We start from the raw sequence: 23,813 nt of genomic DNA, 5'->3' as shown, positions 1-23,813 counted from the left end.
CCGGGAAGGGGGCCGGCTCTACCGCACCGGGGATCTGGCGCGCTGGCGGGCGGACGGGACGGTGGAGTATCTCGGCCGGGCCGACGCGCAGGTGAAGCTGCGCGGGTTCCGGATCGAGCTCGGCGAGGTCGAGGCGGCGCTGCTGGCGCAGGAGATTGTGGCGGGCGCGGCGGCGGCGTTGCGCCAGGGTCCGGCGGGTGCGCTGCTGGTGGCCTACGTTGTCACTGCGACCGGGGCGGTCCTCGACACGAGCGCACTCCGGGCCGACCTCGCCCGGCGGTTGCCGGACTACATGGTGCCGAGCCGGATCGTGGCGCTGGATCGCTTGCCGCTGACGCCCAACGGCAAGCTCGACCGGGCGGCGCTGCCGGAGCCCGCGCCGCTGGTCGAGGCGACGGGCGGTCCCTCGCGTCCGCTCACCCCCACCGAGACCGTGGTGGCCGAGATCTGGGCCAAGGCGCTCGGCCTCCCCGCCATCCCACCCGACCAGAACTTCTTCGAGGCCGGCGCGAACTCGCTCACCGCCCTGCGCGTGCTCACCGCCCTCGGCGCGGCCTTCCCGGAGCGCAGCCCGACCATCGCCGACATCTTCAACAACCAGAGCGTCGAGACCCTGGCTGCGGCGCTCACCGCCGACGCCGTCGGCACCGCGCAGGTGGTGCGCCTGCGGGCGACGGGCGACCGCCCGATGCTCTATTGCTTCCCCGGCCTGATGGTGAACACCCGCGAATACGCGCCCCTGGTCCGCCGCCTCGGGCCGGACCAGCCGGTGACCGGCTTCGTCTGCTACTCCCTCACCGATGCGCGCAAGAGCGTGGTCTCGGTGGAAGACATCGCCGCGCGCTATGCGGAGATCATCGAGAAGGAGAGCGCCGGACGCCCCTGCACCATGCTCGGCTGGTCCTGGGGCGGCGTCCTCGCCTACGAGGCGGCGCGGATGCTGGGCTCGCGCATCGACCTCGGCTTCGTCGGCATGCTCGACGTCTGCGACATCGATGTGAGCTTCGCCGTCGGCGCCCTGCCGGTGCTGACGCCGGAGCAGCGCCGCCGCCTTCAGGAGAATGTCGCGTCCTGGCTGGAGCGCTCGCCGATGCGGGCCGATTGGGAGGACCTGTTCCGGCGCATGGACCCGGAACTCCACGAGCAGTTCCTCGCCTATGTGGCGGCCGCCCCCGATCCGCTGCCCCTTGATGGCCCAGGCGTCGGCAGCAAGGAATACGAACTCTGGACCTTCGTCGACAACACGCTGCTCTATCGCCGCTACCGGGCGGACAGGTTCGATTGCCCGATCCGCGTCTGGCTCGCCGGCAAGTCGGTAGAGCGCGGGCTGAACCATGTGGATTGGGGCCGCTACTCCAACCGGGTGGAACAGGTGACCGTGATCCCCGACGTCACCCACCGGGAGATCGTGGATTCCACGATGTTCCACGACAGTTTCGCGGCCTCGCTGTGACCGGACCGCGTCGCTCGGCCTGCATCCCCTCTCCGCGTGGGGGGCTACTGGATTCACACACCTGCTCTTTCAAGCAGACCGCGTCCCTCTCCCCCTTGTGGGCCTACGATGGTCACACATCTCGCAGGATGCGCGGGTCCCCTCTCTTGGAAGGAGAGGGACAGGGAGAGGTGTGTGAGTTTTCCGGGGATGGACCACACCTCACCCCAACCCTCTCCTTCCAGGAGAGGGAGCCCGTCGTGCCTCTGGTCGAACCCTCTTGGGAAGCGGGCCCGTCCGCCGGGCGGAGGCGTGAATCCAGGAGCTTCTGGGCAGAGGCTAGGGGTGTGGATTGTACCGCCAGCCTCCGCAAACTGAGGGTCGCCCGACCACCCCCACCTCCAACTCCTCCCCACAAGCTCGACGGATCTCGGGCAGGCCCGAGATCCGCCGGGGAGGCGTGTCGTCTATCGTTGCGAGCCGGCGCCCGGCGCGAACACCATCAGCGTCGGGCTCGCCGCCACGGTGAAGCCGAGGCCGGCATAGAGCCGTTCCACATGGCCGCCGGCCACGCATTGGAGCATCACCGTCTCCGCGCCGGCCTGCCGGGCGCTCGCCATCGCCGCCCGGGTGACCAGGGCGCCCAGGCCGTGCCCACGCCGCGTCGCGAGGCTGCCGACATTGTAGAGTCCGGCAAGGCGGCCCGCCCGGTAGACCGAGGCGCAGGCCACCGGAACGCCATCCGCGCTCACGGTGAGGTGGCGCGTCTCCACCCCCTCGACGGGCCGGGCGCCACGCAGCACCGGCAGGAAGACCGCCTCGGCGATCGCGTTCACGCCCACATCGTCGTAGAGGCCGCCGCAGACCGACAGGTAGCCCTCGCCGGGCGCCGCCGCCACCTCCGTCGCGAGGGTCAGCCCCTCCGGCATGACTGGCGCCTGCACGTCCCGGCAATCGCCCAGCATCCAGCGGGTCGGGAAGGCGGCCTGCAGGTCCGGATGGGCGCTAAGCGCGTCCCCGCCCTCGGTGACGAGGAGGGCCGGGAGCCGGCCGCGCCGCGCGGAGGTCGCCCGGACCCAGGCGAGGTCAGTGGTCTCGACGCCGACGTTGAAACCCGGCTCCGGAATCGCGTTCGACCAGAGATAGCGCCCGCCATCCGGCGCGGTTTCGATGTCCGAGACGTAGCAGCCCGCCTGCATCAGGCAATGGGCATCGAGCATCTCGCGAAAATCGACATCGTTCATGCATTCTCCCGTTTCGGTTCGATGGCGGCAAGACCTGGTCCGTCCTGTTCCTGGCCAGTGTCAGGTGCCGGTCGAGTACCGATATGGGAGATCGCCCAGTTTTGTCGACATTTTGTCGATCAATATTTTGTCTTTGACAATGTAACGATAAAAGGTGGGGTCGAATGTCTCTTTAGACGGAGCGTGTTCGTGCCTGTGCTGACGGCGAGTAAAACTTTTAGCCTGCCTGTTGCGGGCGTCGCGATCGCGGAGGCGGGATCGCGACATCGAATCGGTTCTTTGCCGGGTTGCGAAGACACGGCGACAAAAGCGCGGAAAGCATTCTTGATGATGGTAGTTTTTCTATCAACTATAAATAATCGATCCGGTGCGCTTCGATGAAATCAGTCACCTTGTTTTGCGTTGTGTGTCCGTCCGTCCTCGTTTACAGCCACCGGCCGATCCGCGGCCAGACTTCGCGCCGTCCCGCCATCGTGGAGAACACCCCGTGACAGCCATGGCTTCCGAAGCCCAGGTGCGCCTCGCCGATGCCGGGCGATACATCGCGGACCTGTGCGAGCATTTCCTCGAACACGACATCCCCGTGCTTCACGAGCCGGGACGCGGGCGGGTCGATTTCGATGTCGGCACCGGCACCCTCGTCGCCGCCGAGGGCCTGCTCGCCCTGAAGGCGGAGGCGACCGACGAGACCTCCCTCGCCGTCGTCAAGTTCATGCTCGCCTCGCATCTCCAGGAGCTTCCCGGCGCCACGGACGCATCCATCGTCTGGACCGGAGACGGCTGCGCCGACGAGACCATTCCGAGCCTGCGCGAGGTGACGGTTCGGCGCGTGGTCGATCTCACGCCGCATATGCGCCGGATCACCTTCGTCGGCACGGATCTGGCGCGCTACGACGCGTTCGACATGCATGTGCACGTCATCATCCCGCCCGAGGGCCACGCGCCGCAATGGCCCGTGCCGGGAATCGACGGTATCCCGGTCTGGCCGCAGGGGGAGGGCGCGCCCTCCATGCGGACCTACACGATCCGCCGCATCGACGTGGCTGCGGGCGAGATCGACATCGACTTCGTCATGCATCACGACGCCGGCCCCGGCGCCTCCTTCGCCAAGCGCGCCAAGGCCGGGGACGTGGTCGGCCTGCTCGGCCCCGGCGGCCGCAGCGCTGGCGCGGCGGAGTGGTATTGTCTCGCCGCCGACGAGACCGGCCTGCCGGCCATCGGCCGCATCCTCGGGCGGCTTCCCGGCCATGTCGGCGGGGTCGCGGTGATCGAGGTCGATGGGCCGGCCGACGAACAGGCGCTCGACCGGCCGGAGGGGGTGGAGTTGCGCTGGCTCCACCGCAACGGCGCACCGCCCGGCACGACCACGCTCCTGGCGGATGCGGTCCGGGCGATCCCGTTCCCGCAGGATCGCACGGTCTTCGCCTGGGCCGGCTCGGAATTCGACGCGTTCAAGGCCCTGCGGGCGCATTGGCGCAAGACCTGTGGCCTCACCCGTGACCAGCATCTCGCCGTGGCCTATTGGCGGCGCGGCGCCGACGAAGACGCCAAGGACGAGGATTGAAGCGTGATGTCAAAGAGCGTCATCCGGAGCGGCATGGCACCATGATGCTCGACCTGTCTCCCCTGCGGGCGAGCCGCGGGTTCCAGCTGCTCTATGCGGCGCGGGCCGCCTCGTTCCTCGCCTTCGGGGTGCTCGGCGTCGCCGTGAGCCTGCAGATGTACGCCCTCACCGCCTCGTCGCTGCAGGTGGCGTTCCTCAACGCCGCCGTCGCGGGATCGATGGCGCTGGCGCTCATCGTCGGCGGCTGGCTCGCCGACAGCTACGACCGCCGCGCGGTCATGGTCTGGTCGCGCACGGCCCATCTCCTCACCATCCTGATCCTCATGGCCAACGCCGCCCTCGCGGCCCCGATGGTCTGGCCGATCTACGCCGCGGCGGTGGTCGGCGGCTCGACCTTCGGCTTCGGCATGCCGGCGATCATGGCCGCCACCCCGGCGCTGGTCGGGCGCGAGCACCTGTCGGGCGCCGCCGCGCTCACGGCCGTCGCGGCGCAGGCGGGCGCCATCGCCGGGCCGTTCCTCGCCGGGGCGATCACCGCCGGCGCGGGGCTCGTCGCGTGCTACGGCGTCGTCGCGCTCATCTCCGGCATCACGCCGATCGTGCTCGGGTTCCTGCCCCCCTTGCCGCCGCTCGCCGGCCCCTCCGCCGGAGCGCCACTCCCCGTACTTGCCGCCGACGAGGCCGGCTTCATGGGGGGCCTGCGCTACATCGCCCGCTCGCCCCTGGTGCTGAGCTTGCTCCTCGTCGATCTCGTCGCCCTGGTCTTCGCCGTGCCCTACGTGCTGCTGCCCGAACTCGCGACGCACGGGCTCGGCGGAGGGCCGGACAGCATCGGCCTGCTCTATGCCGCCCCTTCGGTCGGTGCTCTCTTCGGCGCCCTGGCCTCGGGCCGGGCCGGCGCGAGCCCGTTCGCCGGGCGCTGGCTGGTGGCCTGCGTGGCGATCTGGGCCTGTGCCTGCATCGCGCTGGGCTTCAGCGAGGGCATGGCTCCCGCCCTGTTCTGCCTTGCCACCCTCGGCGCGGCCGCGAGCCTCGCCGGCATCCTGCGCGCGGCCCTGATCCAGCGCGCGACGCCGGATGCGATGCTCGGCCGGGTGTCGAGCCTGTGGGTGCTGGAGGAGACGATCGGCCCGGCGCTCGGCGGCATGCAGGCGGGCACCACGGCCCATCTCGCCTCGGCGCGGATCGCCATGGCGGCGGGGGGCGGCCTGTGCCTCGCCGCCACCGCCGCCATCGCGGCGTTCACGCCCGCCCTGCGGGATGCGAGCCTCGCTCCGGAGGCGAAAAGGAAGGCCGACGATCTCGCCCTGGCTGCCGTCGATGTCCGCTAGACGGGCCGTTCTCGGCCTGGCGGCCTGCCTCCTCGTGCTGGCCTGTCTGCCCGCGCGCGCGGAGAAAAAGATGCCCGCCCAGCCGCGCGTCGCGGCCCTGGACTGGAGCGCCGTGGAACTGCTCCTCGGCCTCGGCATCGTGCCGGTCGCGGTGACGCAGCCAGAGAACTACAACCGCACCGTGGTGGCGCCGGCGCTCCCCGAGGGCGTGGTCGATCTCGGCCTCGTGGTGGAGCCCAATCTCGAAGTGCTGGCGAGCCTGAAGCCGGACCTCATCCTCGCCAACCCGATCCAGGTGGCGACGCAAGGGAGCTTCCTGTCGCGCATCGCCCCGACGGAGGCGGTCTCCATCGCCAATGCCGGGGGCGATCCCTACGCGCGGGCGAAGGCGGAGACCATGCGCATCGCCCTGCGTCTCGGCCGCGTCGATGAAGCCAAGGCCCTGGAAGCACGCACCGAGGCGATTCTCGACGCGGCGGCGGCGAGCGCCTGCCCGGCCGAGAGGCACCCGACCTACCTCGTCTGGATCGTCGACCACCGCAACATCGTCGTCTACGGCCGCACCAGCCTGTTCCAGACCGTGCTCGACCGCCTTCGGATCCCGAATGCCTGGACCGGCGCCAGCAACGCCTCCGGCTTCACGGCGGTGGGGATCGAACAGCTCGCCACCGGCCCGGCCGATGCCCGCATCGTCCATATCGGGCCGATTCAATCCGACGCCGCCAGGGCGCTGGCCGGCAGCCGGCTCTGGCAGACGTTGCCGCCGGTGCGCGAGCATCATGTCGACGTGGTGGCCCCGGTCTGGTTCTATGGCGGCCTGCCGGCCATCGCGCGTTTCGCCGAGCTGATGACCGGTCTCGCCAAGCGGGATTGCCCCCGTGGCTGAGGTGGATCTGGCCGAGCCCCGCCTCGATGCCCTCGCGCCGCCCCGGTCGCGGATCGGCGGGACGATGCTCCTCATCGGCGCGGTGGCCCTCGTGGCCGGGCTCCTCACCCTGCGCACGCTCACCGCCGACATGGCCCTCGGCCCGGCGCTGAAGGCCCTGTGGAGTCCCGACTGGACCGACATCGCCCAGGTGATCCTGCATGAGAGCGTGCTGCCGCGGATCGTCACCGCCTGGCTGGCCGGCGGCGCCCTCGCTCTGTCGGGGGTGGTGCTGCAGCAGGTGCTGCGCAATCCCCTCGCCTCGCCCTCGACGCTGGGCATCTCGGCCGGGGCGCAGCTCGCTCTGGCCCTGGCCTCCCTGTTCGCGCCCGGCCTCTTCTCGCAAGGGCGGGAGGCGGTGGCGCTCTCGGGCTCGGCCCTGGCGGTGCTCGCGGTCTTCGCCCTCGGCCGCGCCAAGGGCTTCGCCCCCCTCGCGCTGCTGCTGGCCGGCCTCGTGATCGAGCTCTATTGCGGGGCGATCCAGACCCTCCTCGTGATCCTGCATCAGGAGCGGCTGTTCGGCCTGTTCGTCTGGGGCGCGGGCTCCCTCGCCATGAACGACTGGAGCGCCCCGGCCTATCTCGCGCCCCGCCTCGCGGTGGCCGCCATGCTGGTCGCGCTGATGGTGCGGCCCCTGTCCGTGCTGGATCTCGACGAGGCGAACGCGAAGAGCCTCGGGCTCTCCCTCGGCCGGGTCCGGTTCCTCGCCGTGGCCGTGGCGGTGGCGCTGGGCGGCTTCGTGGTGGCGGGGGTGGGCGTCATCGGCTTCGTGGGTTTCGCCGCGCCGATCCTCGTTCGGCTCACCGGCACGCGCACCTTGCGCGACCGCCTCGTCGCCGCGCCCCTGCTCGGGGCGGCCCTGATCTGGCTCACCGATTCCGTGGTCCTGGCGCTCGCCCCCATCGCACAGGTGCCGACGGGGGCGCTGGCCTCCCTCGTCGGCGTGCCGATGCTGCTCTGGCTGCTGCCGCGCCTGCGTGGCGTCGGCGCGCTGCATCGTCCGGACGGCGGCGCCTCGGCCCGGATCGCGCGACCCTGGCGCCTGGTCCTCGTGGGAGCGGCGTCGCTGGTCCTCCTCGTCTTCGTCGCGCTGACCCTCGGCCGCGATTCCGCCGGCTGGCACTGGAGCCTCGGGGCCGGGCTCGACGCGGTGCTTCCCTGGCGCCTGCCCCGGATCGCCGCCTCGCTCGCGGCCGGCGCGATGCTGGCTATCGCCGGCACCCTGCTGCAGCGGCTCACCGGCAATCCCCTGGCGAGTCCCGAAGTGCTCGGGATCAGCTCCGGGGCCGCCCTCGGTCTCGTCGCGGTCACGATCGTCCTCGGAACGCCGGACCGGACGGCGTTGCTGGGCGCCGGCAGCCTCGGGGCGCTCGCGACCCTCCTGGCGATCCTGAGCCTCGGCCGCCGTGCAGACACCGCGCCCGAGCAGATGCTGCTGGCCGGCATCGGCCTCACCACCGGGTTCGGCGCCCTCCTCACCATCCTGATGATCAGCGGCGACCCTTCCGTGGTCATGCTGCTCGGGTGGACGGCGGGCTCCACGGCGCGGGTGGCGCCGGAGGATGCCGTGGCCGCCCTCGCCATCCTCGCCCTCGGGGCCGCCTGCCTTCCCGGTCTGACCCGATGGCTCGATCTGCTACCCCTCGGCGCTCCCACCGGCCGCTCGCTCGGGCTCGACCTTCGCCGCAGCCGCCTCGCCATCCTCGTCCTGGCGGCGATCCTCACCACCGCGGCGACCCTGGTGGCGGGGCCGTTGAGCTTCGTCGGCCTCGTGGCGCCTCAGGTGGCGCGGTTGACCGGCCTCACCCGCGCGGCGCCGCAGCTCGCGGGTGCGGCGATCGTCGGCGCGCTCATCATGGTCGCGGCGGATTTCGTCGGGCGGATGGCGTTCTTCCCTTACCAGCTGCCCGCCGGATTGGTGGCGACCCTGGTCGGCGGGCCGTTCCTGATGTGGCTCCTGGCCCGGCGCTGAGGGCGCCTCTCACAACTCTCGGTCACGGGCGGCCCTCCCTCGGAGCACGACGGCGCGGCGGGCGCTTCGTGAGAGCCGCCGAGTATTCCCGAGCGCGTTTATCCAGGCTCTAGACTCGAATTATTCCAAAGTATGAATGTGCTTCCTAGGCAACGCAGTCACAACTTCGCTCGCCGAACCGCAACTTCGCCTTGCTGTCAAAGACGCCGTATGGATTTGTCTTGCCGAGGCGCGAGCTTTGTTTTTGAATCGTTCTACGCGATGCATCGACGGAGACATCTCGCTCAGTCACGATCGAGCCCGTGCTGTATTTTCGACGATCAAGGTCTTCTGTATGTCTGATGGCATGTTGCTCTCCTCCGGCACGTTTTCTCACAAAGCCGTGAGTGGCCTGCGCTGTCTGGCCGGCGTCTCCACCGTGGCGATGCTCGCCATGGCCCCCGCCCTGTGGAGTGGGGAGGCCTTCGCCCAAGCCGCGTCGGGCGGCACGGCGGCGGTGCAGCTCGACACCTTGTCGGTGCAGGGCTCCGGCGCCGGTGTCGGCAGCGGCAGCACCAACGACAGCATCGTCGCGGCGAATTCCTACGTCGTGTCGCGCAGCTCGTCCGGCACCAAGACCAACGCCAGCCTGCGCGAAATCCCGCAATCGATCTCGGTGGTGACGCAGAAGCAACTCGAGGATCGCGGCGCACAGAACCTCGCCGACGCCCTCGCTTACACGGCCGGCGTCTTTTCTTCGCCCCAGGGCGAGGACGGCCGGTTCGACCAGCTCATCATCCGCGGCTTCGACCAGACCATCCGCGGCGTCTACCGCGACGGCATGCGCCTGCCCGTCACGAGCTTCTCCGGCTTCCCGCAGGAGCCCTACGGCGTCGAACGTATCGACGTCCTGCGCGGGCCGACTTCGGGCCTCTACGGCCTGAACGATCCGGGCGGTCTCGTGAACTTCGTCAGCAAGAAGCCCCTCGACGTGCCCCTGCGCGAGATCTACGGCTCTTACGGCACCTACAACCGCAAGCAGTTCGGCTTCGACCTGAGCGGCCCGGCCAACCCCGAGAAGACCATCCTCTACCGGATCACCGGCTTCCTGCGGAACGGCGGCACCCAGGCCGATTATGTCGACCTCGACCGGGTGTACATCGCGCCGGCCGTGACGTTCCGGCCATCTGCCGATACCAGCCTGACGCTTCTGGGCAATTACCAGAAGGATGTCTCGGGCGATAAGTACCGCCTGATCCCGCAATACTACACCAACGGGTCGAACCCGCTGAAGGCCAACCTGCGCGACCGTTTCCTCGGCGAGTCCAATTTCAGCCGTTTCAGGTCCGAGCGCGCCATGGCGGGCTACGAGTTCTCGCACCGCTTCGACAACGAATGGACCGTGCGCCAGAACCTGCGCTACGCCCATGCCAGCACCGACTACAACAGCATCTACCCGACCGGGCTGAACACCACGCTCGTCAACGGCGTCCCGACGGTGACGTCGCCCTCGCTCATCGACCGCTCGGCCCAGACCTGGCTCGAGGATTACGGTGTCTTCACCGTCGACACCCAGATCCAACACGAGCACGTGTTCGACTGGTTCAAGAATACCGCCCTGCTCGGCATCGACTACAGCAACATCAAGCATAAGAGCGATCAGAGAGGCGGCCCGACCCAGGCCTTCTTCGATCCCAACTTCCTCTTCGGCGCTCCGGCGCCAGCGCTCGTCGGCCCGATCGACGTCCTCAACCCGACCTATGGCTCGGCTGTCGCACCTCTCCAGCGGACGCTGCTGAGCCGTCTGTCGCAGGAACAGACCGGCATCTACGCGCAGGATCAGGTGAAGTTCGGCAACGGCTTCCTGTTCAGCGCCAACGCCCGCTACGATTGGGTGAAGACGAAGACCGATGTGCAGAATCCGGCGATCGACGCAGTGCGAACCTTCTTGGACGCCAACGGCATCGCCAACGGGATCCCGACCAATTTCGGGGTGAACCAGAATGCGCAATCGTACAGCGGTCGAGTGGGTCTCTCTTACCTTTTCGATAACGGCCTGACGCCGTACGTCGCTGCCGCCCGCTCGTTCAATGTCCTGCCGTTCTACATTCAGACGAGCGCACCGAGTGCCCTCGGTCCCACCATACCTGGCGCCTACTCCATTACGCCTGCAAAGCCCGAGATTGGCGAGACCATCGAGGGCGGCGTGAAGTATCAGGCGCCGGGGTCCAATAGCACCCTGCTGCTCTCGGTGTTCGACACCAAGAAGACCAATGCCCTGACCTTCGACCCGACCGATCCGCTGCAGCAGGCCTATTACCAGACCGGCGAAATCGCGGTGAAGGGCATCGAGGCCGAGGCCACGATCGAGCTCGCGGAAGGATTCCGTTTGATCAGCTCCGCCACCGCCCTCAATGCCCGAGTGACGAAGGACACGCCTCCGTCCCCTCTGATTGCCAGCGCCGTCGGAAACCGGCCGATCATGGTTCCCCAATACGTCGTCTCCAACTGGGCCGACTACACCGTACAGACCGGCCTGTTCCGTGGTCTCGGCTTCGGCTTCGGCGTCCGCTACATCGGCGACACCTTCGGCGATGCCGCCAACACGATCCGCGTGCCGGATTACTTCCTGATGGATGCGTCGATCCGCTATTCCTTCGACAACTGGCGCTTCCAGGTGGCCGCCAACAACCTCGCCGACCGGGTCTATGTCGGCACCTGCGCCCAACTCGGCGGATATGTCGGCTGCAATTACGGCGACGGCCGCCGCATCACGGGCTCCGTCACCTACCGCTGGTAGACGACGCGCATCCGAGATGATCGGCCCCGGATCGAAAGATCCGGGGCTTTTCTTTTGGGCTGTTGCCGTGACGTCGTTGACGCGGTCTCCCGGCCTCGACTAGCTTGAGCATGACGGTTCCTCTTCGGGGGATCAAAAGGGAACGCGGTGAGGACACCCGCGAGCCAGGAGACCTGCCGTCAGTCGTGGTCACACGCGAAACGCATCGGGCGGGGTGTCCTGGTGGGGTGTCGGGGCGTTCGCATGTCGCGAATGCATCGGCTTCGTTCGCGGTGACGTGCCACTGCGCTGAGCCGCGCCCGCCGTCTGCCTGCGATGCCCGATCGTTCCCGTTCCTTCCGTTACAGAATCGCTCCACGGCATGCCTTCGGCGAGACCGCCCGGTCCCGCACGCAGGCACTTTGCCAGGTTCGCTGTATTGTAACGTTATAACATACGATTTAGCAGAGGGGGCGCGGCATTCGGCCAGCGATCACTCCGGTTTGCCAAAACGAACATGCCCAGACAGGTCACCCACCGCGCCCCCGGCCGGACATCCAAGGCCCGCGCCACCGCTCTCCTCGCGTCGCTCCTCGGCTCGACCCTGCTCGTGGCCCAAGTCCGCGCCCAGGATTCCGTCAGCCAGAATGCCGTCACCCTCGACCAGCTCACCGTGGAGGGGAGCGGGGTCGGCCTCACCCGCGCCAACCCGGTCGGGCTCAACCTCTCGACCCCCTCCCGCAGCGCCAGTCGCCTCGGCCTGACGCCGCTGGAGACGCCCGCCAGCATCGACGTCATCAGCGGCGAGACCGCCCGCATCCGGGGCCAGAACACGGTGGTCGAGGCGGTGACGCAGAACGCCACCGGCATCACCACCATCGCGTCGCCCGGCAACGGCAACGGCGCCTTCTCCAGCCGGGGCTTCGCCGGCCCGAATTCGATCCAGCAGCTGTATGACGGCACCCGCCTGTTCGTGGGCGCCGGCACGGTGACCTTCCCGTTCGACACCTGGAACGTGGAGCGGATCGAGGTGCTGCGCGGCCCGGCCTCCGTGCTCTACGGCGACGGCGCCATCGGCGGCGTGGTCAACGTGGTCTCGAAGAAGCCGAGCTTCACGCCGATCCATGCCGCCCGCGCCGCAACCGGGTCGGATGGGCTCGCGCGCCTCGCCGTCGATCTCGGCGGTCCCATCGGCGATGCGGTCGCCTACCGCCTCAATGTCAGCGGCAACCGCGACGGCGGCTGGACCAGCCCGAACGGGGATTTCCGCAACCTCGCGGTCTCGGGCGCGCTGCTGTTCCAGCTGAACCCCGATCTCGCGGTGACCCTCAGCCACGATCTCGGCTACCAGGAGCCCGCCCGCTACTGGGGCACGCCGCTGGTCGATGGCCGGATCGTCCAGTCCCTGCGCAACAACAACTACAATGTCGACGGCGCGAAGGTCATCTGGTCCGACAACTGGACCCAGCTGAAGACCGAGTGGACGCCGAGCGCCGACATCACCATCCGCAACACCGCCTACCGGCTGCAGAGCCGCCGCCACTGGCTCGATGTCGAGCAATACAGCTTCAATCGCGGCACGGGCCTCATCGACCGGTCCAGCTATACCGAAATCTACCATCAACAGGAGCAGGTCGGGAACCGCTTCGACGCGGCCTTCAAGGGCAACGTCTTCGGGTTCCGCAACGAGTTCGCCATCGGGTTCGACGTCAACCACGTGGATTTCCGCCACACCAACAACTTCTCCAGCGCGGGCGGCGGCCTCGTCACCAGCGTCGATCCGTTCAATTACGATCCCGGACAGTTTCCGGCCAATGGCCGCGCGAGCCCGGCCTATGCCACCAGCACCAACCAGGCCTCGGTCTTCGCCGAGAACCGGCTGATCCTCAGCGACCAACTCTCCTTCCTCACTGGCGTGCGCTTCGACGCGCCGACCCTGCACCGGCGCAACCTGCAGACCGGCGACACCTTCGCGCGCTCGTTCGAGGCCCTGAGTTACCGCTTCGGCCTCGTCTACAACCCGACGCCGGATTCGGCCCTCTACGTGCAATACGCCACCGCCACCGACCCGGTGGGGAGCCTCATCAGCCTGTCGCAAGCGAACGCCAATTTCGACCTCTCCACCGGCGAGCAGATCGAGGTCGGTGCCAAGGGCCTCGCGCTGAACGGCGCCCTCGAATGGACGCTCGCCGGCTACCGCATCGTCAAGGACAAGCTGATCTCGGCGGTGCCGGGCCAGCCCAATGTCTCGACCCAGGTCGGCCGGCAATCCTCGCACGGGGTGGAGGGGGCGCTCGCCCTGCGCCTGCCCGATGGCTGGCGCATCGACGCCAACCTCGCTCTGCTCCACGCGCAATATGACGAGTTCCGGGAGGGGGCGGTGTCCTATGCGGGCAACCAGCCCATCGACGTGCCCGAGCGCGTCGCCAATGTCTGGCTCAATTGGGCCTTCGCCCGTGACTGGGAGGCCAGGATCGGGCTCCAGAATGTCGGCCGGGTCTTCAGCGATTTCTCCAATACCGCGCCACGGCCCGACTACACCCTCGCCCATCTCGGCCTCGACCATCAGGTCACCCCGGCCTCGCGCCTGAGCCTTCGCGTCTACAACCTGTTCGACAAGACCTACGCCATCAGCGGCAACGCCGTGGACGGGATCGGCACCAACTGGATCCTCGGGCGACCGCGCTCGTTCGAGGTGGCCTACAGCGTCGCGTGGTGAACCCGCTGAAACGAGGGAAGCGGTGGCTGGTCCTCGGCCATCGCTGGCTCGGCATCGCCACCGGGCTGCTCTTCGCCCTGTGGATCGGCTCCGGGCTGGTGATGCTCTACGTGCCGTTCCCGAGCCTCACGGAGACCGAGCGTCTCGCGCGTCTTCGCCCGATGGCGTGGGAGGCCGTCGCGGTGTCGCCGGACGAGGCCCTGGCCGCCGCCGGGCTGCACGGCATGCCCCGCAGCCTCGATCTGGAGATGCGCGGGGACGAGCCTTTCTACCGGATGTCGGCTAGCGACGGCCGCCGCATCACCCTCTCGGCGCGAACCGGCGCACCGGCCGGGCCGGTCGATGGCGAGGCGGCCCGGCGCCTCACCGGGGCCGGTCCCGGCGCGTCCGTGGAGGAGGTCGAGCGCGACCAATGGACGGTGACGGCGCGCTACGATCCCCTGCGACCCTTCCACAAGGTCGCGTTGAACGACGCGGCCGGCACGGAGCTCTATGTCTCGGAAAGGACGGGCGAGATCGTGCTCGACACGACGCGGTTCGAGCGCGGCTGGAACTGGGTCGGCGCCGTCACCCACTGGGTCTATCTCACGCCGCTGCGCGCCCGCGCCGAGCTGTGGCGCGATGCTGTGCTCTGGATTTCCGGCATCGCCGCCTTCACGGCGCTCAGCGGCCTCGTCCTCGGGATCTGGCGCCTGCGCCTGAGGCGGCGTTACGCGCGAGGACGCGTCACGCCCTATCGCGGGATGGCGCGATGGCACCACCTCGCCGGGCTCATCGGCGGGATCGGGCTCACCACCTTCATCCTCAGCGGCTGGCTCTCCATGAACCCGAACCGCTGGTTCACCTCCCTCGCGCCGCCCGCCCACCTGCGCGAGGCCTATGCCGGGGCGGACAGCCCAATCGGCCTCACGACCGCGAGCCTGCGGGCGATGGCCGCCCATGCGCCCCTCGGCCTGCATCTCGCGCGGATCGGCGGGCACTGGGTCGCGACGGGGCTCGACCGCACCGGCGGCCGGGTGATCGGAGACGCACCCTCGACCGCCCGGATCGCGGCGGCGGCCGGCTTCGCGATGGAGGGTGCGAGGCTGGAGAGCGTCGAGCGCCTCGACATCCACGATCTCTACTGGTCGCCGCTCACGAGCGGGACGCTCCCCATCCTGCGCCTGCGCTTCGCCGACCCGGCCGCCACCTGGCTTCACGTCGATCCGGCCAGCGGCGAGATTCTCAACCGGCTCGACCGTTCGGGCCGCGTCAACCGCTGGCTGTTCACGGCGGTCCACCGCCTCGACCTGCCAATCCTCGTCGGCCACCCGCCGGCGAGAGATGCGGCGCAATGGCTGCTGAACCTGCTCGCCGGAGCCCTCGTGACGACGGGGCTCGTCATCGGATGGCGGCGGATCGGACCGAAGGCCGGCGCGCATTCCCCTCTCCCCGCGCGCGGCGAGGCGGCAGCCGAGGGTGAGGGGGCGCGGCCGAAGGAGCCCTACCCGGAGAGACCCCCTCACCCTCGCCCTGGCGGGCTCACGTCGCCTCCCGGCAAGGGGAGGACAACGTCATCTCCCCGCCTAGCGGGGAGAGGGGGACCAGCCTCTTTTGAATAGGGACGTGACCTCAGACTGTTGGACCCGAAGGCCGGCGCGTATTCCCCTCTCCCCGCGCGCGGGGAGAGGGCCGCGACGACCCCGTCGTCGGCGCGGCAAGGCGGCAGCCGAGGGTGAGGGGGCTCGGCCGAAGGAGCCACACCCGGAGAGCCCCCCTCACCCTCGCCCTGGCGGGCTCACGTCGCCTCCCGGCAAGGGGAGGACGACGTCCTCTCCCCGCCCGGCGGGGAGAGGGGAAGGGCGTGTGCCTTACTGCTGCTGGGCCTGCTGCGATTGGCGCATGAAGGTGTCGGGCGTGCCGGTCCCGTCCGAGACGAAGCGGATGTCGCGCGGTTCGCGGCGGGGCGTGTCGACGGAGAGGAACACCATCGGCTCCTCCAGGATTTCCGGCACGGAATGCACCACGCCGCGTTGGAACATCACCAGCTTGCCCGGCCCGACCTCGACGGCGGGCTCGTCGGCGAACTTCATCATGCAGCGGCCGGAGAGCACGTAGAGATACTCGTCGCAGGAGGCGTGGCTGTGCGGCGGGGTGGGGGAATAGACCCGGAACACCCGCGCGCTCGCCGCCGGCTGATCGACGAACCGATGGTCAGCCACCATGGTGGAACAGGCCTCGGGCAGGGTCGCCACGGCGGCGGCGACGTCGAACACCGCATGGGCGGCGGTGCTGGAATGTGTCGGGTCCTTGTCCATCGCGCGTCCTGGGCTGTCCGTCTGATTGCCGGCGCAGAATACCCGCTTTTCGCGCCCGCCCCAACGACGATGCCGAGATGCGGGCCCAGGACGACGGGCCCGCCCCCTCAGGCGGCCCGCACGGTCGCGAGAAAGCGGGCGACGTCGGTGCCGAGGCGGTCCGACTGGCGGGACAGTTCGGCGGCGGCCGAAAGCACCTGGCTCGCCGCCGCGCCGGTCTCCTCGGAGGCCTGGGAGACGCCGCCAATGTTCGCGGTCACCTCGCTCGTTCCGCTCGAGGCTTCCGCGACGTTGCGGACGATCTCCTGGGTCGCCGCGCCCTGCTGCTCCACCGCCGCCGCGATGCTGGTTGCCACGACGTCGATTTCGCGGATGCGGGCGGTGATGTCGCCGATGGCGCTGACCGCCTCGCCGGTCGCCCCCTGGATCAGGCCGATCTGCCGGCTGATCTCGTCGGTGGCCCGCGCGGTCTGGTTGGCGAGTTCCTTGACCTCCGCGGCGACCACCGCGAAGCCGCGACCGGCCTCGCCGGCCCGCGCTGCCTCGATCGTGGCGTTGAGCGCCAGAAGATTGGTCTGGCCGGCGATCTGCGAGATCAGGACGACCACGTCGCCGATGCGGGAGACCGAGCCGTCGAGCGCCTGGACGAGGTCGGCCGTCCGGTTCGCCTCGCCGACCGCCCGGCGGGCGAGGTCGGCCGAGCCGTCGACCTGCCGGCTGATCTCGCTCACCGAGGCGCCGAGTTCCTCGGCCGCCGCCGCCACGGTGCCGACATTGGCCGCCGCCTCCTCGGCCGCCGCGGCGACGCTGGTGGATTGGGCCGCCGTCTGCGTCGCCGTGGCGCTCATGTTGCGGGCGGTGGCCTGAAGCTCGGTCGCCGAGGACGAGACCATGGCGACGATGCCGCCCACCGCCGCTTCGAGTTCGTCGGCGAGGCTGAGCACGGCCTGCCGCTGCCGGGCCGCCACCGAGGCCGCCAGACGCTCCTGCTCGGCGCGATGCAGCCGGCGCTCGATGACGCTGTCGCGGAAGGCTTCCGCCGCCTTCGACAGTGCCCTGACCTCGTGCGGGCCGCCCTGGGGCACGGCGACATCCTCGTCCCCCCGGCCGATCGCATCGAGCACCGAGGCCATCCGGGTCAGCGGCCGGGCGATGGCGCCGCCCAGCCCGAAGGCGAGGCCCACGGAGAGCAGGAACGTGGCGAGGCCGGCGACCAGCCAGGCCAGCAGCGCGCTCTCCGCCTCCGTCCGGGTCGCGGCGGCGGCGGCGACCAGATCGGCGCTCAGGCGGTCCTCGACCCCCTTCAGGCCGTCGATCCGCTTCGTCGCGAGCTGGAACCAGAGCGGTGCGTCGCGGAAGGACAGCGTCTCGCCCAAAGCCGTGTCCAGCGCGAGCTTGCGCAGGCGCGCCGTCTCACGGGCGGCCTCGGAGGCTTCCACCGCGTCGAGCAGAGCTGCCTGGTCAGCCTCCGCTCCGGCGCGGAACCGTGCCTCGGCGGAGCTCTGTCCGCCGCCCAGGCCGGCGAGCCGGATGAGGGCCGGCTGGTCGAGGCGACCCGCCGAGAAGGCGGCGGCCCCCGCCGCGCGCTCCTGGCCCGCCTGCTCCTTCAGGGTGAGGAAGGCCGAATAGGCCGAGGCCCGCCCCGCGATGGCGGCATTGCCGACGAGACCCGCCATTTCGCGGACGACGGCGAGCCCTTCCGAGACCAGTCCGGTATAGAAGGCGGCGGCTTGCGGCCCGGTCAGTTCCAGCGCGTCGATGCGGCGGCGCTGGTCTGCCAGCCTGGCCAGATCCTGTTCGAGCGCCTGCCGGTGGCGTCCGAAGGCCGGATCGTCCAGGGCCGCTTTCAGATCGCGGATACCGGCATCGGTCCGGCCGCGCTGGGCCGCGAGTTCGGGCGCGAACTGGCTCCCCTTCGAGCCGATGAACAGGCTCGACGCGCCGCGCTCGCGCTGGATTTCGTGCAGGAAGGCGCTGATCCGCGTGGCGAGGCCGGCCAGCGCCTCGACGCGGATCATCTCGTTGCGCTGCGTCGCCCGGTCGGAGACCGCGATCGCCGTCACGGCTCCGAAGGCCAGACACGGTGCCAGGGCGACCGCAACGATGCGGGCGCGGAGTGTATTGAACCATTTGAAAGACATGCCGGTACCCTGATCGGCCACGATGGTTCGATCCTCTCGGCGAGAACGCATAAAGAATATTTAAAAATGTTATGAAATCGAGGGCTGAGTGCGGTCGATGGTTTGGAGAGCCACACGTGCGAGCCTCCAAGTCGCACGACTGATCCACTCCCCCTTTGTGCGGGACGATTTCCTGCAAAAAATGCTTGGCGGATGGCTTCCTGGCCGGGATCGTCTCGGGAAAAGGCCGACACCGTCGTCAGGCCTTCCCTCCTCTCGGCTTCAGCGCCTCGGCTATCCGTCTCACCGCCGGTATGACGGCACGCTCCGGCACGCAGGCATAGCCGAGAAGCAGCCCCTGCTCGCCTCGCGCCGGATCGGCGAAATGCGGCGAGAGCGCCGTGGTGGCGATGCCGGCACGCGCGCAGGCTTCAACGGCGAGGCGATCGTCGAAATCCGTTCCGGGGACGGGGCGGGCCACCAGATGCATGCCGCCGTCGCGGGGCGGCACTTCCAGCACATCGTCGAGATGGTCGCGCGCCGCCGCCACGAGGGCCGCCTGTCGCTGCCCGTAGAGACGCCGCGTCCGGCGCAGATGGGCGGCGAAATGGCCCTCCGCGATGAAGCGGGCGAGCGCGCCCTGCCCGAGGATCGAGGCGAAGCCGCCGCTACCCGTGAGGGCGCGGCGCACGGGTTCCACGAGGGCCTCCGGCAGGACGAGGTAGCTCATCTGCAGGGCGGGCAGGAGCACCTTGGAGACGCTGCCGACATAGAGAACGCGCCCGGCCCGGTCGAGGGCGTGGAGCGGCGCCAGCGGCCGCCCGGCATAGCGGTACTCGCCGTCGTAATCGTCCTCGACGATCCAGCCATCCTCCGCCTCCGCCCAGGCGAGGAGGGCGAGGCGGTTCTCCAGGCTCATCGTGGCGCCGAGGGGATGGCCCTGGGCCGGCGTGACCACCGCGAGCCGGGCGCCGGGATCGATGGACCGCGCCCGCGCGATCGAGAAGCCGGCCGCGTCGCACGGCACCGGGACCGTGCGCAGGCCCGCGGCCCGCAGGGCATGGGCGAGGCCGGGAAAGCCCGGCTCCTCCAGATAGGCCGCCTCGCCGGGCTCCAGCAGGAGCTCCGCCAGGAGGCGCAGGCTCTGGCGGATGCTGGCGGTGACGATCACCGCCTCCTCGCTGCAAGCGACCCCGCGCCCGGCCGAGAGATAGGCCGCCAGGGCGCGGCGCAGGCGCGGATCGCCGAGGGGATGACGATGCGCGGGCGGGCCGGCGCGCCATTCGGCCTGGAGCAGGCGTGCCCAGGTTTCACGTGGAAACGCATCGAGGGCCGGGCGGCCGAGGGCGAAAGCGTCGGGGATCGGGGCGTCGCCCGCCTCGCCCCGCGACGCTGCCAGCGACGCCCCGCGCCGCGATAGCACCGGCGCCGCGGGGGAGGGGGGCGTGCGGCCTGCCGTGCCCCGCGGGACGAGGAGATCGTCGGGCAGGGTGTCGGCCACGCGGGTGCCGGAGCCGGGGCGGGTGGTGAGGTAGCCTTCGGCCACCAGCTGCTCGATGGCGAGCAGGATCGTCCCCCGCGCGCAGCCGAGATCCCCGGCGAGGGTGCGGGACGAGGGCAGGCGCCCTCCCGGCGGCAGGCGCCCCGCCAGGATCGCGTCGCGCAGGGCCTCCCGCACGCGCCCATGCAGGCTCGCATCCCCGCGACGAAGCGGGCCGGCGGCCGGCGGGTCGAGATCGAGCTGAAGCGGCAGGGGAGGGCGGCGCCGGGTCTTCGTCGAACTGGTCCAGTCAGATGGCGAAAACTGGATCTTCCGCATGATCCGCCCTGCGTCAACAGAGGCTGTGAGACCCACGCCCCGTCGAGGATGCGTCATGTACGAGCCGCCCCATTTCCGCACCGACGATGCCGCGGCCCAGGCCGCCCTCATCCGTGCCTGTCCGCTGGGACTACTGGTGAGCGCTGGCGCCGGCGGGCTAATGGCCAACCCCGTTCCCTTCCTCCTCGACGAGGGCGCGGGCGGAGAGCGCGTGCTCCGCGCCCATCTCGCCCGCGCCAACCCGCACTGGCGCGACCTCGACGGGCTTCCCGAATGCCTCGTCGTGTTCCAGGGGCCGGACCGCTACGTCACGCCCTCCTGGTACGCGACGAAGCGTGAGACGGGGAAGGTGGTGCCCACCTGGAATTACGCCACCGTCCAGGCGCGGGGCCGCCCGCGCGTCATCGAGGACGAGGCCTGGCTGCGCCGGCAGATCGACGACCTGACACGGATGCAGGAGTCGGGGCGGGACGCGCCCTGGTCGGTGGCGGACGCGCCGCCGGCCTTCACCGCCGCGCAGATCAGGGGAATCGTCGGCATCGAGATTCCGATTGCGCGTCTCACCGGCAAATGGAAGGTCAGCCAGAACCGCACGGAGGCGGACCGGGCCGGCGTCGCGGCCGGATTGCGCCGGGACGCGGGCGGCAACGACGCGATGGCGGACCTCGTCGACAGGTTGGGAGTTCGGGCATGAGCGAGCGCGTGAATTCCTATGGCCAGCCGGTCGGCCCCGCCCTCGCGGATTGGACCGCGCCGCCGTTCCCGCCACGCGAGGCGATGCAGGGCCGGTTCTGCCGGATCGAGCCCCTCGATGCCGAGCGCCATGCGGGCGACCTTTTTTCCGCCCTGGCGCACGACCCGGCGCGCTGGACCTACCTGCCCGTGGAGCCCCCGGCGGACGAGGCGGAGTATCGCGCGCGATTGGCCGAGATCGCGCGCAGCCGCGACCCGATGCATCACGCGATCCTCGACGCCGCCACCGGCCGGGCGCTGGGCCTCGCGGCCTATCTCAGGATCGAGCCGGCCCATGGCTGTATCGAGGTCGGCCATATCCAGTTCGGCCCCGGTCTCGCCCGCAACCCCGCCGCCACCGAGGCGATGGCCCTGATGATGGCCCGCGCCTTCGACCTCGGATATCGCCGCTACGAGTGGAAATGCGACAGCCTCAACGCGCCCTCCCGCGCGGCGGCCCTGCGCTACGGCTTCATCTTCGAGGGCATCTTCCGCAACGCCATCGTCACCAAGGGGCGCTCGCGCGACACGGCCTGGTTCGCGGTGACCGATGCCGACTGGCCCCGCCTGCGGGACGCCTTCGCCGCCTGGCTCGCGCCGGAGAATTTCGACGATGCGGGGCGCCAGAGGCGGAGCCTCGCGGCCCTGCGGGGCTGAAGGCCGTCCGGCGATGGGAGCACCGCCCTCCGAAAGCCGGAGGTCGCCTCGGCCACATCTCACGTTTCATCTGGTGCGATCATCCCCTGCATCATGAATACTCTCGTCCTGTTGCAGGGACGGCGCAGCGTCTCGGGGTGCGGCCGGCTAGGGTGTCGACGGGACCGGGGGACATCGGTGCCTCGGGCCGAAGGAAACACCGCGCCATGACGCCCGTGAGGATCGCCGTCGCGCTTCTTCTCGCCGCCTGTTCCTGCGCGCCGGCGCTGGCCGGCTCCGACGACGGCAAGGACGGCAAGAGCGGCGGTCCGGCGCGCTCGTCGAAGGCCAAGTCGCCGTCGCCTGAGACGAAAGCCAAGACGTCGTCGCCCGAGAAAGAGGATGTCGACACCGACCGCGAGCGCTATGTCGGCTTGGCCTTCTCCAGCCGTATGCCGGCCGGCTCTGCCGAGGCTGCCGCGAGCAGAGATTTCCAGTCGTCGGGCGGGTTGCCCTTGTCGAGCATCCCCTTGAACACGCGATAGGCGTCGGTTTTCGAGCCGTAGGGCCGTAACGTCGTCTCGTCGTTCACCCAGGCGAAGATGAGGATTTTCGTTCTGCTGTCGTAGCGGAAGAACAGCCGGAACCGGCCGTTGCCGAATTTGGCCCGGAACCAATGCTTCCGGGTCCTTCCGAGCGTGTCGCCTTGGCGGTACTCCTGCCGCGTTGGATCGGACGGGATCGTCTCGAAGATCAACGTAGCGAGCATGGCGAGAAGCTTCGCTTGCGCCGTGCGCTGATAGCCCGTCGGGTCGGCCGCCTTGGCCGCTTCCACTGCCGCCGTCGCCCTCTCGAGCTGATCGAGCAACAGAGGATGGGCGAAGACCGTCCAGCCGTCGATGACCATGGCTCAGAGCGTCACGTCGCCGTCGATATCCTCATTGAAATCGACGGTCATTCCGGCTGTGAGCGTCGTCATGCGTTCCGCCAATCCGGCGGGGAAAGCCGAAATCTGCGAAGGGTTGCGGGCCATGTCCCGCGCGAGGAAGGTCAGGAACCCGTCGATTACCGGGTCCGTCTCCTCCGCCGCCGCCGCGAACAGGCTCACGCGACCGCCCTCGTCGATGACGTAGGCGATGTCGCCGCCGTAGCTCACGCCGAGCGCCTGGCGCACGGCCTTGGGGATCGTGGTCTGACCCTTCGCGGTGATCTTGCTCCGCTCGCGAACGAGGACCGCCATGATATCCTCCGTCGATGTGTAAGGAATCTACCTTACATTTTGCGGGGCAGGTCGGCAACGGCGAGGATCTGCTTGGACCCGGAAGCAGCCTCGACGTGACGAGCGCAGGCGCACGGTTTCATCCACGCCTGGATTCTCCGTCACCTCGCTCACGGACAAACAGCTCCGCCAATCCTCCGGCGCGAAACGAGTTGATCTCTGATGCGAGGTGAGAAAGAAGAGCACTCATCGTTCCCAAGTGCGGGGTCAGGCTATTCTCATGAAATGCTTATTATTATTGAACGGGAGCTTCGGCCTCGCCATCATCCGGCTGGTCTGATCATGGGCGAACATCACAAGCACGCGTCGGTGGGGGTCGCGCAGGCGATCTTCGACGGGATGCCGTCCGCCGACCGGGCGAAGGTCGAGGCGGAGGCCGCGAGCAAGGGCGTCAGCGCCCTGGAGATCGTGCGCCAATCCCTCGACATCCTCATTGCCGATGCCGAGCCGGCGACCAACGGGGGCGGCGGAGCGGGTTCGGCGCGGTGAGGGCCGTCGCCTCATGGCTCGGCCATGCACGATGACGGGCCACTTCCGTGGCCTCGCGGGGGCGCTCCTCCTGCTCTCGGCCCTGTCCGGCCCGGCGCAGGCGCAGCGGGTCGAGGACGGGTCCGATGCCGTCATCGGCAAGTCCGCGGCGGAAGCGATCCTCGTCATGGTGGGCGAGCGTTTCGGCGCCCTCGACCCGAAGGTGACGGCGTTGCGCAAGGCCGAAGGGTCGTGGGTCTGCGGCTCGGTCAACGTGAAGAACCGGGACGGGCTCTATATCGGCGAGCGCGGCTTCGTGGCCGATCCGGCAAGCGCGTTCTTCGGCCGCGTCCCGGAGGGGCCGGAACTCCTCAACCCGCGCGCCGAGGGGTTCCAGGCCCTGGAGCGGATCAGGCAGCTGTATTTCGCCATGTGCCTGGACTGAGAGACATTTTGGATGTTTTTCCAAGGCTCTACCTTATCCTGAGGTGCCGCGTAGCGGCCTCGAAGGAGGGCT

18 protein-coding genes and 1 riboswitch are annotated in these 23,813 nt (G+C 69.6%); of the genes, 12 read left to right on the top strand and 6 right to left on the bottom strand.

The window, feature by feature from the left end:
* Positions 1 to 1,453: alpha/beta fold hydrolase (locus ASF08_RS03425; protein ID WP_156629432.1), on the top strand; the 1,453-nt coding region annotated here is incomplete at its 5' end.
* A 446-nt stretch (positions 1,454 to 1,899) separates the two neighbouring features.
* On the opposite strand, the gene ASF08_RS03420 is transcribed toward ASF08_RS03425, so the two are convergent.
* Positions 1,900 to 2,676 carry a GNAT family N-acetyltransferase gene (locus ASF08_RS03420; protein ID WP_056141321.1) on the bottom strand — a complete coding sequence of 259 codons (777 nt, stop codon included), beginning with the start codon at positions 2,674 to 2,676 and terminating at the stop codon, positions 1,900 to 1,902.
* Positions 2,677 to 3,172: 496 nt separating this feature from the next.
* On the opposite strand from ASF08_RS03420, the gene ASF08_RS03415 reads away from it, so the two are divergent.
* From ASF08_RS03415 to ASF08_RS03385, 7 genes are all read left to right on the top strand, one after another.
* Entirely contained in the window at positions 3,173 to 4,240 is a 1,068-nt protein-coding gene (locus ASF08_RS03415; RefSeq protein ID WP_056141319.1) for a siderophore-interacting protein, read from the top strand.
* A complete protein-coding gene (locus tag ASF08_RS03410; protein ID WP_244474437.1) occupies positions 4,237 to 5,571 on the top strand; it encodes an MFS transporter in 1,335 nt (444 codons plus the stop codon). The genes ASF08_RS03415 and ASF08_RS03410 overlap by 4 nt, the downstream gene beginning before the upstream one ends.
* Positions 5,561 to 6,457: an ABC transporter substrate-binding protein gene (locus ASF08_RS03405; protein WP_056141316.1), complete on the top strand. Its 897-nt coding sequence runs from the start codon at positions 5,561 to 5,563 to the stop codon at positions 6,455 to 6,457. Before ASF08_RS03410 ends, ASF08_RS03405 begins: the two co-directional genes overlap by 11 nt.
* The gene (gene fhuB, locus ASF08_RS03400; RefSeq protein WP_056141313.1) at positions 6,450 to 8,468 is read left to right on the top strand and encodes a Fe(3+)-hydroxamate ABC transporter permease FhuB; all 2,019 of its coding nucleotides are present in this window, start codon (positions 6,450 to 6,452) and stop codon (positions 8,466 to 8,468) included. The genes ASF08_RS03405 and fhuB overlap by 8 nt, the downstream gene beginning before the upstream one ends.
* Before the next feature lie 346 nt (positions 8,469 to 8,814).
* Positions 8,815 to 11,247 (top strand): TonB-dependent siderophore receptor, encoded by a 2,433-nt coding sequence (locus ASF08_RS03395; RefSeq protein WP_056141312.1) that lies wholly within the window; start codon positions 8,815 to 8,817, stop codon positions 11,245 to 11,247.
* Between the two features lie 97 nt (positions 11,248 to 11,344).
* Positions 11,345 to 11,442, top strand: a riboswitch (cobalamin riboswitch).
* Positions 11,443 to 11,743: 301 nt separating this feature from the next.
* Complete coding sequence (locus ASF08_RS03390) at positions 11,744 to 13,945, top strand: TonB-dependent receptor (protein WP_156629431.1); 2,202 nt, start codon at positions 11,744 to 11,746, stop codon at positions 13,943 to 13,945.
* Positions 13,939 to 15,546, top strand: a complete 1,608-nt coding sequence (locus ASF08_RS03385) for a PepSY domain-containing protein (protein ID WP_244474436.1) — start codon at positions 13,939 to 13,941, stop codon at positions 15,544 to 15,546. Before ASF08_RS03390 ends, ASF08_RS03385 begins: the two co-directional genes overlap by 7 nt.
* A 249-nt stretch (positions 15,547 to 15,795) precedes the next feature.
* On the opposite strand, the gene ASF08_RS03380 is transcribed toward ASF08_RS03385, so the two are convergent.
* The 3 genes from ASF08_RS03380 to pdxR all read right to left on the bottom strand — a co-directional run bounded on the left by ASF08_RS03380 (position 15,796) and on the right by pdxR (position 20,181).
* Positions 15,796 to 16,242: a cupin domain-containing protein gene (locus tag ASF08_RS03380; RefSeq protein WP_056141309.1), complete on the bottom strand. Its 447-nt coding sequence runs from the start codon at positions 16,240 to 16,242 to the stop codon at positions 15,796 to 15,798.
* 107 nt (positions 16,243 to 16,349) lie between these two features.
* Positions 16,350 to 18,383, bottom strand: a complete 2,034-nt coding sequence (locus ASF08_RS03375; RefSeq protein WP_056141382.1) for a methyl-accepting chemotaxis protein — start codon at positions 18,381 to 18,383, stop codon at positions 16,350 to 16,352.
* Between the two features lie 238 nt (positions 18,384 to 18,621).
* Positions 18,622 to 20,181, bottom strand: a complete 1,560-nt coding sequence (pdxR, locus tag ASF08_RS03370; RefSeq protein WP_056141307.1) for a MocR-like pyridoxine biosynthesis transcription factor PdxR — start codon at positions 20,179 to 20,181, stop codon at positions 18,622 to 18,624.
* A gap of 55 nt (positions 20,182 to 20,236) precedes the next feature.
* Here pdxR and ASF08_RS03365 point away from each other — a divergent pair, with 55 nt between their 5' ends.
* Both ASF08_RS03365 and ASF08_RS03360 read left to right on the top strand, forming a co-directional pair.
* The gene (locus ASF08_RS03365; protein ID WP_056141303.1) at positions 20,237 to 20,875 is read left to right on the top strand and encodes an FMN-binding negative transcriptional regulator; all 639 of its coding nucleotides are present in this window, start codon (positions 20,237 to 20,239) and stop codon (positions 20,873 to 20,875) included.
* Positions 20,872 to 21,570: a GNAT family N-acetyltransferase gene (locus tag ASF08_RS03360; protein ID WP_056141300.1), complete on the top strand. Its 699-nt coding sequence runs from the start codon at positions 20,872 to 20,874 to the stop codon at positions 21,568 to 21,570. The genes ASF08_RS03365 and ASF08_RS03360 overlap by 4 nt, the downstream gene beginning before the upstream one ends.
* Positions 21,571 to 21,973: 403 nt before the next feature.
* Here ASF08_RS03360 and ASF08_RS03355 read toward each other — a convergent pair whose 3' ends face one another.
* Positions 21,974 to 22,456 carry a type II toxin-antitoxin system YhaV family toxin gene (locus ASF08_RS03355; RefSeq protein ID WP_056141297.1) on the bottom strand — a complete coding sequence of 161 codons (483 nt, stop codon included), beginning with the start codon at positions 22,454 to 22,456 and terminating at the stop codon, positions 21,974 to 21,976.
* Positions 22,457 to 22,459: 3 nt separating this feature from the next.
* Positions 22,460 to 22,789, bottom strand: a complete 330-nt coding sequence (locus ASF08_RS03350) for a type II toxin-antitoxin system PrlF family antitoxin (protein ID WP_056141295.1) — start codon at positions 22,787 to 22,789, stop codon at positions 22,460 to 22,462.
* 321 nt (positions 22,790 to 23,110) lie between these two features.
* Here ASF08_RS03350 and ASF08_RS03345 point away from each other — a divergent pair, with 321 nt between their 5' ends.
* Together ASF08_RS03345 and ASF08_RS03340 are read left to right on the top strand one after the other, a co-directional pair.
* The gene (locus ASF08_RS03345) at positions 23,111 to 23,317 is read left to right on the top strand and encodes a hypothetical protein (RefSeq protein ID WP_056141291.1); all 207 of its coding nucleotides are present in this window, start codon (positions 23,111 to 23,113) and stop codon (positions 23,315 to 23,317) included.
* A gap of 31 nt (positions 23,318 to 23,348) precedes the next feature.
* Positions 23,349 to 23,741 carry a hypothetical protein gene (locus ASF08_RS03340; RefSeq protein WP_056141288.1) on the top strand — a complete coding sequence of 131 codons (393 nt, stop codon included), beginning with the start codon at positions 23,349 to 23,351 and terminating at the stop codon, positions 23,739 to 23,741.
* The last annotated feature ends 72 nt before the right edge of the window (positions 23,742 to 23,813 follow it).

Origin of the sequence: Methylobacterium sp. Leaf85 (assembly GCF_001422125.1) — a bacterium.
Classification (GTDB): Bacteria; Pseudomonadota; Alphaproteobacteria; order Rhizobiales; family Beijerinckiaceae; genus Methylobacterium; species Methylobacterium bullatum.
This window is presented reverse-complemented; position numbering and strand designations above follow the sequence as displayed.